The following is a 15,113-nucleotide window of genomic DNA, read 5'->3' as shown; positions in this document are numbered from 1 at the left end:
CCGTTCGCGTCTACGGCCGTCCCGCTTCAAAGGGGCGGGCTGCCGTACTGCGCGATGGTATCGAGCAGCACCTGCTTCTTGATCGGCTTGCTCAGGTGGCCGCTGCACCCCGCCTTCAGGGAGCGCTCGCGGTCCTCGGTGAGGGCGTAGGCGGTGAGCGCCAGGATCGGGGTCTCGGGGAGGCGCTGGCGGTGCTCCCAGTCGCGGATCCGGCGGGTGGCGTCGTAGCCGTCCAGGCGCGGCATCTGGATGTCCATCAGGATCAGGTCGAAGCGTTTGCCGTCGGTGGCCAGCTCCACCGCCTGCTGGCCGTCCTCGGCCATCTCCAGCCGGTGCGGGGTGCGCTTCAGGTAGGAGCGGATCAGCAGCCGGTTGTCGTTGGAGTCGTCCACCAGCAGGATCTCCAGCGGCCTTTCCGCCGCGCTCGCCGACGGCGGCGGGAGCCGCGTTTCGGGCCGGTTCATGTGCAGTGCCGAGGCGATGCCGCGGAACAGCTCGCGGCGCTTCACCGGCTTGAGTAGGTAGCGCAGCCCCAGTTCGTCGGCGCGGGAGAAGTCGCCGGCCACGTGGTGGTGGCTGAGCATCACCGCCGGGATTTCACGCAGCTGCGGGTGGGCGCGCAGTTTTTCGATCAGTTCGAACCCCTCGTCGCTGCGCCGCGGGCAGTCGAGCAGCACCAGCGGCAGCCGGCGTCCGGCGCCGGCCTGCGCCTGGAGGTGCTGGTAGAGGTGGCGGATGTCCTGGAAGTGGTCCACCGCGGCGCCGGCGGCGTTGAGCATCTCCTCCTGGATCATCCGCGACAGCGGGCTGCCGCTGACCAGCAGCACCGGCAGTCCCGACAACTCCACCGGCATCCTGGCGGGGGCGTCGTCGACCGGATTGAAGGGGGTGGTGAAGCGGAAGGTGCTGCCCGCTCCGGGACGGCTCTCCAGCTCGAAGCGTCCGCCCATCAGCTCCACCAGACGGCGGCAGATGGCCAGCCCCAGGCCGGTGCCGCCATACACGCGGGTGATTCCCATGCCGCCCTGGGAGAAGGTCTCGAAGATCCGCTCGCGGCACTCCTCGGGGATGCCGATGCCGGTATCGGTGACGCTGAAGCGGAGCATCCGCGGGTCGTCCGGGGCGCGCTCCACCTCCAGCAGGACATGGCCCTTGTGGGTGAACTTGACCGCGTTGCCGAGCAGGTTGAAGAGCACCTGGCGCAGCCGTGCCGGGTCGCCGCCGAGGTGAGGCGGGACGTCGGGGGCGATCCGCGAGAGCAGCTCCAGCCCCTTGTCGCGGGCGCGCACCGCCACCACGTCGAGCACCCCGTCGGTCAGCTCGTTCAGCTCGAAGGGGGTGTAGTCCAGCTCCAGCTGCCCCGCCTCCACCTTGGAGAGGTCGAGGATGTCGTTGATCAGGGCGAGCAGCGAGTCGCCGGCGCTGCGGAAGATGTCGGTGTATTTGCGCTGTTCCGCGGTGAGTTCGGTCTCCGCGAGCAGTTCGGCCATGCCGATGATGGCGTTCATCGGGGTACGGATCTCGTGGCTCATGGTGGCGAGGAATTCGCTTTTTGCCCGATTGGCCGCCTCCGCCTCGCGGCGCGCCTCCTCCAGGCGGGCCTCCGCCCGGGAGCGCTGCTCGAATTCGCCGGCGATGCGCAATAGCAGCCAGAGGACCGCGCCGAGCAGGGCGGCGGTGGCCGTGATCAACAGCAGGGAGGCGCGGCTGAGCAGGGCGTCGAGCCGCGCCTTGCGCCCGGTGATGTCGTAGTAGAGTTCGAAGGCGCCGCGGAAGCGGCCGTCGCGCATCAGCGGGATGTAGGTCTCCACCACGTCACGGTCCATCGTCTCTCCCTCCAGGCTCATCCGCTCCTTGGTCACCACCTTGGTGTAGGTGTGGCCCAGAGCCACCTGGTTGCGGAAGTAGGTCCGCTCGTTGCGGGTACCGATCTCCGTCGGGTCGGAGGAGTGGAGCACGCGGCCGTCGGCGGTGAAGAACTTCACCTTGTAGGCGCCGAAGTCCCGCCGGTGCTCCTCGATTACCGCCCCGCGCTCCGCGGGGAACGGGGTGTCCGGCGGCTGGGCGATGTAGTCGGCCAGGTACTGGTTGGCGATGTGGTTGGCAGTCTTCTCCGCGCTGGAGGTCACCTCGGCGAGCAATTCGTCGAAGAAGGCGGGATAGACGAAGAGAAAGAGGTGGGCCGGGACCGCCACCGCGGCGACCACGGCGGCGATCGCCAGGGTGCGCAGCGGCGGGTGGTGGAGCAGATGGGCGAGCATGTGGGGGTGATGTGTCCGGGGGGGCTGTGGGATAAACAATCGATTATACGGAGTTGCGCGTAGGGCGGTGGCGCTTCGCTTGTGGATGGTTTTACGCAGAGAGGGCGAATAGTTTGGAGCGCGGGTTGGACGACGGAGAAGTTATCCACACCTTGGGCGTGTTGGGGGCGACAGTGGGCGTGTCGAGTCGCCATGAATTATGATTGTCGGGTGGAGGAAAATCCGATCCGGAGGAGGCCCGATGACACCCGCCCCACGACTTCGACCTCGATTCGATGCCGAGGCCTATCTGGAGTGGGAGCGCGGCAACGAGATCCGTCACGAGTACTTCGATGGCGAGGTCTTCGCCATGGTGGGGGCGAGGGATGCCCACGTCACGGTGGTGGGCAACCTGTTCGTGCTCCTGCGCAATCACACCCGCGGCGGCCCCTGCCGGGTCTACATGGCGGACATGAAACTACGGGTGGAGGCGGCCGACGCTTTCTTCTATCCCGATGTGATGGTCACCTGCCACCCGGATGATCGGAGCGCCGAGCGGGACTACTTCAAGCAGGCCCCGGTGCTGGTCGCCGAGGTGCTCTCCGACTCCACCGCCGGCTACGACCGCGGCCGCAAGTTCGCCGCCTACCGCAAGCTTCCGGAGCTATGCGAGTACCTGATCGTCGATCCCGACGAACTTTCCGTTGAACTCTACCGCCGCGACGCGGAGGGGCGCTGGGTGCTCTATCCGTCGGTGGCCGGTGAGACGGTCGAGCTGGCGAGTCTCGACCTGCGTTTCCCCATAGAGAACCTTTACGAGGACGTCGAGTTCCGCGACGTCACATAGGTGGATGCGACCCGCCCTGTTCAAACGGGAGTGGTGGTCTGTAGGAGCGGCCCTTAGGGCTCGCGAAAGAATAACTTCCTGTTTTGGGGCGTCGGGATGCCCGTCCGGCAAGGCGCGCAAAGGGGCGCATACTCGTTGTATGCAACCCTTTGCGCAACGCCGCCGGGCGGAGTAGATCGGCGTCCCAAAACAGGAAGTTATTCTTTCGCGGGCCCTAAGAACGAGGGCACCGTCGTTACCGCGTTCCCACCGGACTTCCCGAATGGGACGTTCCGTTCGGCGTGGTCGTCATCTCTTTCTGCCCGCTGCCTTCGTTCACGTCGGCACGGTAGCGGTGACCTACGTTCTTTCATGTGGGGTACAGGGATCGCTACGGAGCAGGGTTGACGGTTGGGATTACCGCCACGCCTTCTCACCTCTCACCTGTCACCGCTCCTCACTGCTCGATCCGCAGCTCCATCACCATCGAGATCAGCTCGCCCACGGAGCCGGCGCGCATCTTCTCCATGATCTTGGCGCGGTGGGCCTCGATGGTGCGGGTGCTCACGCCCAGATCCGCGGCGATCGCCTTGGTCCGCTTGCCCTGGATCACCTCGTCCATCACCTGTCGCTCGCGCGGGGTGAGCAGCTCCAGACGCGCCTCGAGCATGGCGCGATCCATCTTCTTGCTCTGCTGCTCGCCGATGGTCTTGAGCACCCCCTGCACCCGGTCGAGCAGCATCTGCTCGTCCACCGGCTTCTCGAAGAAGTCCACCGCGCCGTCGCGCATGGCGCGCACCGCGATCGGTACGCTGGCGTGCCCGGTGAGGAAGACGATGTGCAGGTCGCTGGTCAGCTTGCTCAGCTTCTCCTGCAGCTCCAGGCCGCTCATGCCGGGCATGCGGATGTCGAGGATCAGGCAGCCGGGGTTGCGGGTGTCGTAGGCGTCGAGGAAGGACTGGGCGCTGTCGTAGGTCTCGACCCGGGTGCCCACCGACTCCAGCAGCCAGCGCAGGGATTCGCGTAATTCGGCATTGTCGTCGACGACGTAGACGGTGGGTTCGAACTGCATCTCTTCCTTCCCCTTCTTTATATGGAGCGGTCCCCGGGAGGCGGGTCGCCAGTTGTAATCTTTTGCCGCATTTTAACGTGGGTGTCATACGGGGCAACCCGTTGCTGCGGGCTGCGGGAACGTGGGTACGGTGCGCAGAGGGACGAGGCGCACCGCGTTCCGGCCGGTGCGCCTCCGATCGTCGGCACACCCTACCCGATATCCATCCTTCCGGTGGTCGCCCCGCCGGCGGCCAATCAGCCGCGCCCCCTGGCGCACGGCAGGGTGAAATGGAAGGTGAGGCCGCGCGCGCCGTCGCGACTGGCCCAGATCCGCCCCTGGTGGGCTTCGATGATGGTGGCGCAGATCGCCAGCCCCATCCCCATGCCGCTCGCCTTGGTGGTGTAGAAGGGGTCGAACAGCCGCTCCAGTTCGAGATCGGCGGGCGGGTTGCCGTTGTCGTGGACCAGCACGTGGGCCTGCTCGCCCACCTCGTACAGGGTGCGGATGCGGATGCGCCGCTCCTCCACCGGCAGCTCCCCCATCGCCTCCACCGCGTTGAGGATCAGGTTGACCAGGATCTGCTGGATCTGCACCCGGTCGGCGGGGACCGGCTCCAGCGCCGGGTCGAGGTGGAGTTCGAGGACGGTCTCGCCGCGGCGGGCCTGGAACTCGACCAGCTCGACCGCCTTCTCCACCACCTCGTTGATGTCGATGGCGGTGTGGCTGTAGGGCACCTCCCCCTTGCGCACGAAGGCGCGTACCCGGCGGATGATCTCGCCGGCGAGCTTCGCCTGCTCGGAGATCTTGGTCAGGGCGAAACGCTGGCTGTCGGCGTCGAAGGCGCGGTTGTCGATGCGCCGCAGGGAGCCGCCGGCGAAGTTGACGATGGTGGCCAGCGGCTGGTTCAGCTCGTGGGAGAGGGTGGTGGCGATCTCGCCCATGGTGGAGAGGCGCGCCATGTGCGCGAGCTGGGTGCCGAGGCGGCGCTCCTGGTCCTCGGCGCGCTGGCGTTCCAGGGTGGAGGCGAGCGCGTTGGCGATGGCGTTGAGGAACTCGATCTCGTGGTCGGGACGGGCCAGCCCCGCCTCCACGTAGAGGTTGACCACCCCGAGCACCTTGCCGCCGACCTGGATCGGCAGGCAGATGTGGCCGTGGTTCTCCATGCCGTCGAAGGCGATCTCGTGCTCGTGGTCGATGCCGTCGCTGTAGACCACCTCGCGGCGGGCGGCGGCGCGGCCGCACAGGCACTTGCCGAAGGGCAGCCGGGCGCAGCTCTCGAGCAGCGGTTCGGCGAGGCCACGCTCGACGTGCATCACCAGGGTGTCCGGTTCGTTCTCGTCGCGCAGGAAGATCGAGCCGGCCTTGTGGACGTTGAACCACGGCACCGAGAAGATCACCTCGAGGGCGTGTTCGAGCTTCTCGTCGATGGTGGTCTGCTCAAGGGACGCACGCAGGATCTGGGAGATCGCCTGCTGGATGTGGAAGTCGTGCTCGATCTTCTCCTTCGCCTCGTTGAGCTCGCGGGTGCGCTCGTCGACCCGCAGCTCCAGCTTGTGGTGGGAGTCGCGCAGCTTCTCCAGCATCAGGTCGAAGGCGCCGGCGAGGCTCGCCACCTCGTCCTCGCCCTCGGCGCGCACCTGGATCTCGCCGCTCTCCTCCAGGCCGCCGCGGCTCACCCGGGTGGCGATCCGGCTGAGCGCGCAGATCGGCCGGGCCAGCCGCCGGGAGACCACCCGCGACCACCACAGGGCGATCAGCAGGGTGACCACCAGCACCGCGGCGAAGGCCCAGCTGAGCCAGCCCAGGGGGGCGAGCAGGCGGGCGCGGTCATCGCCCACCTCGATGGTCAGGCCGAGCCCCTCCAGCGGCGGATCGAGCCGGAGCGGCTGGGCGACGGCGAGCACCGCGGCGTCGTCGAGCCCCACCTCGTCCCAGCTGATCAGCGGCCGGTGCCGTTCGCGCAGGATGATCCGCTTGCGCTCGGAGAAGGCCGCCTCGTTGTAGAAGAGCTCGCTCAGCGAGGTCTCGCCCACCACCATCCCCACCGGCTTCGCCTCCCCCTCGCGGCGCACCGGGATCGCCACCACCAGCAGGGCGTTGGGGGGCCGGTGGGCGACCCCGGCATAGGGCTTGCCGTCCTTGAGCACCCGCTCGCCCCAGGCGGTGTCGGAATAGGTGGCCGGGTCGCCGGGGCCGTTGCCGGCGAGCACCTCGCCGCCGGCGCCGATCAGGTGCAGGGCGTAGTAGGTGTGGGGGGTGAGGCGGTGGTCGCGCAGGAAGGGCAGCAGGTAGGTCTCGCGCCAGCGCGGGTCATCGACCGCGTTGACCATCAGCGCGTTGTCGGCCAGTCCGTCGATGTCCTGCACCATGCCGTTGAGCACCGCCTCGATGCGGTGGGCGGCGAGCCGCGCCTGGCCGGCCAGGGCGTCCTCGATGTTGGTCTCCACCAGGGTGCGGGTGACGCCGAAGGAGAGGCCGAGGATCAGCAGGGTGACGCTGGCCGAGAGGGTCAGGGCGGCGAAGGTGATGCGGTTGGTGAGGCTGCCGCGCAGCCACTGGCGGAAGTGGGCGATGGGGATGGGCGGGGTGCAGGGGGGGCTCATCGCGGTGACGGAAGGGACTCTGGCGGGCTGGGCTGGGGATGGGCCGGGGCAGGGTTCGGGTAGTTCCGAATACTAGGTCGGATGGGAATATCCCACAATAGCGCGCTTGCCAGCGGCCCGCCGAGGCTGTCCAGCGTTCGGCCCGATACCAGGGGAATGAACCGCAGATTTCGCAGATTGACGCAGATTTATGTTTTCTGAATCTGCGTCAATCTGCGAAATCTGCGGTTAAATGAACGCCTTTGGGGCGGTCAGCCCTGATGAATTCAGCCGTGCTGAATCGTTACGTTCTGTTTTTGGAGGATTCGATGGAAATTACCCAGCAGGTCCTGTTGTGGGGCTTCGGGATCGCCTTCGTCATGGGGGCGGTCGTCAACAAGACCAATTTCTGCACCATGGGCGCGGTCTCCGACCTGGTCAACATGGGCGATAGCGGCCGCTTCCGCGCCTGGCTGTTCGCCCTGACCGTGGCGATGATCGGGGTGGTGGCGCTGGAGGCCACCTCGGCGTTCAGCGTCGCCTCCACCCTGCCGCCCTACCGCGCCGGCAACTTCACCTGGATCCGCTATCTGGTCGGTGGGGTGATGTTCGGCGTTGGCATGACGCTCGGTTCCGGCTGCGGCAACAAGACCCTGATCCGCATCGGCGGCGGCAACGCCAAGTCGCTGGTGGTGCTGGCGGTGATCGCGGTGTGCGCCTACTACATGATGAACCCGTTCAACAGCGAGACCGACGCCACCCTCTACAGCACCCTGTTCCACGGCTGGGTCACCGCCGCGCCGATCAACTTCAGCGTCGGCCAGGACCTGGGCGGCATCGTCGCCGGCCTCAGCGGCGCGGAGAACGTCGGCCTGGTGCGCACCGTGGTCGGTGGCATCGTCGCCGCGCTGCTGCTCGCCTTCATCTTCAAGTCGCGCGATTTCCGCGGCAACTGGGAGCACGTCCTCGGCGGCACGGTGGTGGGGCTCAGCGTGCTCGCCGCCTGGTACGTCACCGGCGGGCCGCTGGGCGTGGCGTGGAGCGAGGCGGCGGACTTCATGGACCAGCCGCCGCTCGGCGTGGCGACCCAGTCGTTCACCTTCATCAACCCGATCGGCGAGAGCCTGCGCCTGGCGTTCAGCCCGAAGATGCAGTACGTCACCTTCGGCGTCGCCGCGGTCGCCGGGGTGATCGCCGGCTCCTTCTTCTGGTCGCTGGTCAGCCGCAGCCTGCGCTTCGAGTGGTTCAACTCGCTGGGCGACTTCCTCAACCACTTCGTCGGCGCGGTGCTGATGGGGATTGGCGGCGTGCTCGCCATGGGCTGCACCATCGGCCAGGGGATCACCGGCGCCTCGACCCTGGCGCTGGGCTCGCTGCTCACCTTCGTCTCCATCGTCTTCGGCAGCGCCATCACCATGAAGGTGCAGTTCTACAAGATGGCCTACGAGGAGGAGGCGAGCTTCGTCAGCGCGCTGATCACCGGATTGGTGGACTTCAGGCTGTTGCCGGCCGGCATGCGCAGGCACGAACCCTTCTGATTTTTCCGCCCCCGTGCCTTTGGACCTGCCCCGTTGGGGCGGTCCAAAGGCACGGGGGCGGAAAAATCAGTGTGTGGGAAGCGATGTTGGGGCGCCTTGCGGCGCTCCGTATGCATCCTATAGGGCGCCCCGCGGGCGCCGTGGTGAACGGAGCCGCCGTTGTTGATGAAGTTGCCGTGGGTGCCAACCGGCAAGGCGGTGCGCCTCGTCCCTCGGCACACCCTACCTCAGCCCTGGTGACGTAGGTCGCGGCTACCGCCGCGACGAAACGGGGGCAGCGGAGTGCGGGTTGCGGGGGCCTTGCCGAGCGCAGGTTGCCGTTCGGAGCGCACTTCCCCGGGGGCGGGCGGCGGTGCCTTCGTTCACGTCGCCGCGGTAGCGGCGACCTACTTCCAATGGCATTCGGCCGTTTCGCCGCGGGTTACCCTTCCTCCAACCACGCCCGCCTGTCTCACCCCGCCCCCTCGATGTCACGATTTCGATAGCCCTTCCGTCACGTCGGCGCTACCCTTGTGTGAAGAATCGTTCCTTCACGTTTGGCCGGCATGCCCCGCTATCTCGTCCCTCCGTTTCTCGCCGTCGCCCTCTGGTCGTTCGCCCTCACCGCCCTCGGCCAGGGGGTTGGCGGTCTCACCCTCGATGAGCGCCGCTGGCTCACCGACCATCCGGTGGTGCGGGTCGCCCCCGATCCCGACTTCCCACCGGTGGAGTTCTTCGACGCCGACGGCCGTTATCGGGGCATCGCCGCCGACTTCATCGAGCTGGTGGAGCTGAAGAGCGGGCTCCAGTTCGAGATCGTCCGGCTGGCGAGCTGGGACGAGGTGCTGAGCCAGGCCAAGGCGCGCCAGGTGGACATGTTCGGCGCCGCCGCACCCACCCCCCAACGGGCCGAGTACATGGCCTTCACCGCCCCCTACATCGAGGTGCCGGCGGTGATCCTGGTGCGCAACGACGTCCAGGCGTCGCTCACCCTGGAGCAGATGAAGGGGATGCGGGTGGCGGTGATCTCCGGCTACGCCGCCCACGACTACCTGAGCCAACACAACCCCGGCATCCGCCTCGACGTGGTGCCCGACATGCGCAGCGGTCTGCGCAAGGTCTCCCTGGGGATGGTCGATGCGATGGTCGCCAACCTCGCCACCGCCTCCCACTACATCGGCGAGGAGGGGATCACCAACCTGCGGGTGGCCGGCGAGAGCGGCTACGTCTACCGCCTCGCCTTCGCCGCCCGCAAGGACTGGCCGCAGCTCACTGCGATCCTGGAGAAGGGGCTGGCGAGGATCACCCCCGCCGAGCGCCAGGCGATCATCGCCCGCTGGATCCGCCTGGGCAGCGAGGAGAGGATCGACCCGCGGCTGTGGCGCTGGGTCGGCTGGGGCGGCGTGGCGCTGATCGGCATCATCGTGCTGGTGCTGGGCTGGAACCGCGCCCTCCAGCGGCAGGTGCGCGCGCGCATCGCCGAACTGCGCCGCGAGCTGGCCGAGCGGCGGCGGGCGGAGGAGGAGGTGCGCCACTACCGCGACAACCTGGAGGCGTTGGTGGAGCGGCGCACCGCCGAGCTGACCCGCACCCAGGAGGCGCTGCTCACCGCCAAGGAGGAGGCGGATCGCGCCAACCGCGCCAAGAGCCTGTTCCTCGCCGCCATGAGCCACGAGATCCGCACCCCCATGAACTCCATCCTGGGCATGGGCGAGCTGCTCCGCGAGACCCCCCTGGACCGCACCCAGAGCCGCTACCTCGACACCCTGGAGCGGGCCGGCGACACGCTGCTCGGGATCATCAGCGACATCCTCGACCTGTCGCGCATCGAGGCGGGGCAACTGGAGATGGAGCAGAGCCCCTTCGACCTCCACGAGCAGGTGGAGTGGGTGGTCGAGATGCTCGGCGTGCATGCCCACAACAAGGAGCTGACGGTGCGCGGCGAGCTGGCCCCCGATCTCCCCCGCTGGGTGAAGGGGGACGCCTCGCGGCTACGTCAGATCCTGATCAACCTGGTGGGCAACGCGGTCAAGTTCACCGAGGAGGGGGAGGTGGCGCTGGAGGTGGCGCCGGTGGAGTGGAAGGAGGCCCACGGCCTGTGGTGGGTGCGGGCGACGGTGAGCGACACCGGTCCCGGCATCCCGGAGGAGAAGCTGGAGCGGATCTTCGACGCCTTCAGCCAGGCCGACCCTTCGATCACCCGCCGCCACGGCGGCACCGGCCTGGGGCTGGCGATCGCCCGGCGGCTCACCGAACTGATGGGGGGCAGCCTCTCGGTGGAGAGCCGGCCGGGGGAGGGGAGCATCTTCACCGTGCAACTGCCGCTGGAGGCGGCGGCCTCGCCGGTGGCGGAGACGGTGCCGCGGGCCGCCGCCGCGGAGACGGGCGGTGGCGGGCGCATCCTGCTCGCCGAGGACAGCGAGGACAACCGGCTGCTGGTGGAGGCGTTCCTCCACGCCACTCCCTACTCCGTCGATTGGGCGGCCGACGGTCGCCAGGCGGTGGAGCGGTTCGTTCGCGGCGGCTACGACCTGGTGCTGATGGATATCCAGATGCCGCTGCTCGACGGCTACGGGGCGACCCGCGAGATCCGCCGTTGGGAGCGCGAGCAGGGGTTGCCGCACACCCCGATCCTGGCGCTGACCGCCCACGCCTTCGCCCAGGACCACGACGAGAGCCGCGAGGCGGGCTGCGACGACCACCTGACCAAGCCGATCAAGAAGCGGGTCCTCCTCGAGGCCCTCGCCCGTCACCTTCACTGATTTTCCCACCCGCTGAAGCCGGCCGGCCCCTGCGGGGCGGCCGGCTTCAGCGGGTGGGTAAAATCAGCATGGGGGGGTGGGGGCGAGAGGAGTTGTGATCCATTGCCCGGAAGCGTCGAGCAGGAGGTGTTATTCTCGGATTGTGATCGGGGCGTTTCGAAGCGAGACTTACCCGTCAGGCGAACCATCCACTCAGGAGCACCGCAACATGAAACTCTCCTCCCTCAAGAAATCTCCCGCCATGCTCTTCCTTGCCGGCTTCGCCGCCGCCACCGCGCTCTTCACCTTCGGCCGCTGGACCCCCGAGGCGGTCGCCGACCAGTACTCCTGCATCCGCACCGACCTCGACGCCCAGGGGATGACCGGCAACATTCCCGATCCCGAGTTCACCATCACCTACGACGTCCCCAGCTGTTACGGCAACAGCCACTACGCGGTGCAGCGGGTCTACATGTACGGCGATCAGGTGGCGGTGCACTACGCCACGACCGAATAGCGGGCCGGGTGTGCCGATGGCAGGAGGCGTCTGGCCCGAGAGCGGTGCGCGTCGTACCTGCCTTCCCGCGGCCCGTAGGATGGGCAAAGCGGAGCGTGCCGATCGGAACGGTGCTGCCATCGTGAAAATCACCGCTTTCGTTTGATGGGCACGCTCCGCTTTTGCCCATCCTACGGCGAATCGTTGTTCCTCGGCGGGTCGGCGGCCGCGCCCGGGTTGTGTACCATAGGCCGCAACGATTCGAGCCGGACCACTCCTGCATGCGGGCCCTTCCTCTCCCTCTCTTCCTGAAGCGCTTCGCGTCACTGCTGCTGTGGCTGGCCCCGGCACTCGCGGCGGCCGCCGAGCCGCCGCCGCTGGCGCTGTCGCTGACCGAGGCGGTGGTGCTGGCGATCCGCCAGAACCGCGACGTGGCCAACGCCTATCGCGACCGGGTGGTGGAGAAGTTCGCCCTGGCGGTGGCCGAGGACACCTTCACCCCCACCGGCCGGCTCACCGGCAGCGCCTCCCGCACCGCTGGCGACGGCACGCGTAGCGACCGCCTGACCGTCACCCCCACCCTCAACTGGAAGGTGCCCACCGGTGCCGAGCTGACCCTCTCCTGGGCCGAGAGCCTGAACCGCGACGACGCCGGCAACGACTCCTCCGCCGTCCGCACCGTTACGGTGACCCAGCCGCTGTTGCAGGGGGCCGGGACGACGGTGGCCACCGCGCCAGTCGTGCAGGCGCGCAACGAGGAGCGGATCAACGTCGAGTCACTGCGCTCGACCCTGGCCGGCACCGTCGATTCGGTGGTCCAGGCCTACCGCTCGCTGCTCCAGGCGCAGGCGGAGCTGGAGATCGGCCGCCGCTCTCTGGAGCGCTCGCGCAAGCTGGTGGAGATCAACCGCATCCTGATCGACAACGGGCGCATGGCGCGCCAGGAACTGGTCCAGGCGGAGGCCGACGTGGCCGCCCGCGAGGTGAGCCTCGCCTCCGCCGAGAACGCCGTGGACCGCGCCCGCCTCACCCTGCTCGGGCTACTGGCGCTCGACCGGTACACCGCGGTGGACCCGGTCGAGCCGCTCGACGTGCCGGAGGTGAGCCTCGACTACGACCGGCTGAGCGAGCGCGCCCTGGAGCGGCGGCCCGACTACCGCCAGGCGCTGCTCAACCTGGAGAACCGGCGCCTCGACCGGCTGCTCGCCGACGACGGCCGCCGGCCGCAGCTCGACCTCACCGGCCGCTACGCCGACACCCGCGGCGCGGGCAGCGGCGACGATTGGACGGTGGGGCTCAACCTGGAGGTGCCGTTCTTCGACAGGTCGCAGGACCTCTCGCCGCTGCGCGCGCGGATCGCGGTGGAGAAGGCGGAGACCTCGCTGGTCGACCTGCGCGAGCGGATCGGGCGGGAGGTGCTCAACGGGGTGCGCGACGTCAACATCCGTCGCCGCCAGGTCGACCTCGCCCGCCGCTCGCTGGCGCTCTCCGAGAAGAAGCTGGAGATCGAGCGGGCCAAGCTGCAGGCCGGACGCTCGTCGAACTTCCAGGTGGTGCAGTTCGAGAACGACCTGGTCAGCGCCCAGAACGGCGAGCTGTCGGCGGTGATCAGCTACCTCAACGCCCTGACCTCCCTCGACGCCACCCTCGGCACCACCCTCGATACCTGGAAGATCGAACTGGAGCCCGCCCAGTGAGCGCGACCGACCGCCAGCCCGCCCCCGAACACGCGGCGCTGCACAGCCACATCATCGGCAATATCGACGAGGGGATCGTCACCGTCGGTCTCGACGGCGCGGTGCTCGACTTCAATCCGGCCGCCGCCCGGCTGCTGGGGATGGCCCGCGAGGCGGCCCTCGGCCAGCCCTTCGGCACCCTGTTCCTGCTCGACGAACGCAACGACGCCTTCGCCCAGGCGGTGATCGACGCGGTCTACGAGGCCGACACCACCCACAACCGGGTGGTGCGCTACCACCGCGAGGACGGCAGCTCGCTGCCGCTGGCGCTCTCCACCTCGTTCCTCAAGGACGAGTCGCAGGCCACCCGAGGGGTGATCGCGGTGTTTCGCGACGTCAGCGAGCTCGAAAGGCTGCGCGACGCGGAGCGCAGCCTGGCCGACGAGCTGCGCGAGAACAACCACAAGCTGGCCGAGGCGGTGCTGGAGGTGGAGCAGGCCAACGCCGCGCTGCAGGCGGCGGGGCAGCGCGAGCGGGTGGTGCGGGGGCTGGCGGCCGCTTTCGTGGTGCTGCTGGCGGCGGGCTTCGGCGGTTATCAGTGGTTGGACGGGGGCTGGCCGGGCGGCGACATCGAGTTGCCGCGCCTCGGCGGCAGCCGCGCGCCGGTGACGCAGATGAAGGCCTTCCCCTCCACCGTGGTCACCGTCGAACCGCGGCCGTTCCGCTCGAGCATCAAGCTCACCGGCTTCATCGCCCCGCTGCAGGTGGTCAACGTGGTCAGCCCGCTGGACGGCCACGTCGCCGAACGCCACTTCCGCTACGGCGAGCAGGTGCGGCGCGGCCAGCCGCTGTTCTCCGTCGGCGTCGAGGAGACGCGGGTGAAACACCGCGAGGCGCGGGCCGCCTACATCAACGCCCTGGAGGAGCTGCGCAAGCTGGAGAACTGGGAACATGGCGCCGAGGTGGTGCGCGCCCGCCGGGCGTTGACCCGCGCCAAGCTCAACGTCGCCTCGCTCAGGCAGAAGGCGGAGGAGACCAAGCGGCTGCTCGATCTGGGGATCGTCGCCGCCGCCGAGTACCAGTCCCAGCGCGAGCAACTGGCCACCGCCCGGATGGAGTACCGGGCGGCGGACGACGACCTGGAACACACCCTCGCCCAGGGCGGCGAGGAGCAGCAGACGGTGGCGCGGCTCAAGCTGGAGAACGCCGAGTACCAGATGAACGAGTTGCAGCGCAAGCTCGACGGCGCCGCGGTGCGCGCGCCGGTGACCGGGGTGGTGCTCCAGCCGAGCGGGCGGGATGCGGAGGAGAAACGGATCGAGGTGGGCAGCGCGGTGCAGGAGGGGGCGGTGGCCCTCTCCATCGGCGATCTGGAGGGGGTCTCGGTGAAGGTGGCGGTGGACGAGATCGAGATCGGCCGGATGCGCGTCGGCCAGACCGTGCTGGTGCGCGGCGACGCCTTCCCCGGCATCGAACTGCGCGGCACGGTGGCGCGGGTCTCCTCCCAGGCGAGCGAGCAGGGCTTCGGCGGCGGGGTGCCCACCTTCGAGATCGACGTGCAGGTGGAGCGGCTCGACGACGCGCAGCGCGAGCGCATCCGGGTCGGCATGTCGGCGGAGCTGGAGGTGCTGGTCTACGACCGGTCGCGGGCCCTGCTGGTGCCGATCGGCGCGGTGGGCGGGACGGGCGACGGCCACTTCGTGTCGATCCTCGACGAGGGCGCGCAGGGGCCGCGCAGGCAGCCGGTGGAGACCGGCTTGACCACCCCCGCGGGGGAGGTGGAGATCCTCTCGGGGCTCACCGCCGGGGCGCGGGTGGTGGTGCAGGGGGGGCCGGCGGGGGTGGCGGAGGCGATCTCCGCACCGCCCACGGCGCCGGTGAAGTTCGCCGCGCCGGCGAAGAGGCCTTCGTCGATGCCGGCACCGCTGCCCGGTGGCGAACCACCGATGGTGCCGCGCTCGATTCCTGGCATGTGACGGGG

The 15,113-nt window shown here is 68.8% G+C and carries 9 protein-coding genes; 6 read left to right on the top strand and 3 right to left on the bottom strand.

The annotated features are described in order from the left end of the window. Positions 1–26: 26 nt before the first annotated feature. A complete protein-coding gene (locus ACYQ2W_RS09720) occupies positions 27–2,261 on the bottom strand; it encodes a response regulator (protein WP_459865722.1) in 2,235 nt (744 codons plus the stop codon). A gap of 241 nt (positions 2,262–2,502) precedes the next feature. Here ACYQ2W_RS09720 and ACYQ2W_RS09715 point away from each other — a divergent pair, with 241 nt between their 5' ends. Then, on the top strand, positions 2,503–3,087 hold the full coding sequence (locus ACYQ2W_RS09715; RefSeq protein ID WP_459865720.1) for a Uma2 family endonuclease: 585 nt from the start codon (positions 2,503–2,505) through the stop codon (positions 3,085–3,087). 436 nt (positions 3,088–3,523) lie between these two features. Here ACYQ2W_RS09715 and ACYQ2W_RS09710 read toward each other — a convergent pair whose 3' ends face one another. Together ACYQ2W_RS09710 and ACYQ2W_RS09705 are read right to left on the bottom strand one after the other, a co-directional pair. Continuing rightward, positions 3,524–4,138, bottom strand: coding sequence for a response regulator transcription factor (locus ACYQ2W_RS09710; RefSeq protein ID WP_459865718.1), 615 nt, complete (start codon positions 4,136–4,138; stop codon positions 3,524–3,526). 236 nt (positions 4,139–4,374) lie between these two features. Further along, positions 4,375–6,723, bottom strand: coding sequence for a sensor histidine kinase (locus ACYQ2W_RS09705; RefSeq protein WP_459865717.1), 2,349 nt, complete (start codon positions 6,721–6,723; stop codon positions 4,375–4,377). A 308-nt stretch (positions 6,724–7,031) separates the two neighbouring features. Between ACYQ2W_RS09705 and ACYQ2W_RS09700 the strand changes: the two genes are divergently transcribed. From ACYQ2W_RS09700 to ACYQ2W_RS09680, 5 genes are all read left to right on the top strand, one after another. Beyond that, positions 7,032–8,240, top strand: a complete 1,209-nt coding sequence (locus tag ACYQ2W_RS09700) for a YeeE/YedE family protein (RefSeq protein ID WP_459865715.1) — start codon at positions 7,032–7,034, stop codon at positions 8,238–8,240. A gap of 545 nt (positions 8,241–8,785) precedes the next feature. Further along, on the top strand, positions 8,786–10,981 hold the full coding sequence (locus tag ACYQ2W_RS09695; RefSeq protein ID WP_459865713.1) for an ATP-binding protein: 2,196 nt from the start codon (positions 8,786–8,788) through the stop codon (positions 10,979–10,981). Between the two features lie 208 nt (positions 10,982–11,189). Then, the gene (locus ACYQ2W_RS09690) at positions 11,190–11,477 is read left to right on the top strand and encodes a hypothetical protein (protein ID WP_459865711.1); all 288 of its coding nucleotides are present in this window, start codon (positions 11,190–11,192) and stop codon (positions 11,475–11,477) included. A 260-nt stretch (positions 11,478–11,737) separates the two neighbouring features. After that, complete coding sequence (locus tag ACYQ2W_RS09685) at positions 11,738–13,153, top strand: TolC family protein (RefSeq protein ID WP_459865709.1); 1,416 nt, start codon at positions 11,738–11,740, stop codon at positions 13,151–13,153. Continuing rightward, positions 13,150–15,108: an efflux RND transporter periplasmic adaptor subunit gene (locus ACYQ2W_RS09680; protein ID WP_459865707.1), complete on the top strand. Its 1,959-nt coding sequence runs from the start codon at positions 13,150–13,152 to the stop codon at positions 15,106–15,108. The genes ACYQ2W_RS09685 and ACYQ2W_RS09680 overlap by 4 nt, the downstream gene beginning before the upstream one ends. Positions 15,109–15,113 lie beyond the last annotated feature (5 nt).

This window comes from Endothiovibrio diazotrophicus (genome assembly GCF_054657215.1).
This window is presented reverse-complemented; position numbering and strand designations above follow the sequence as displayed.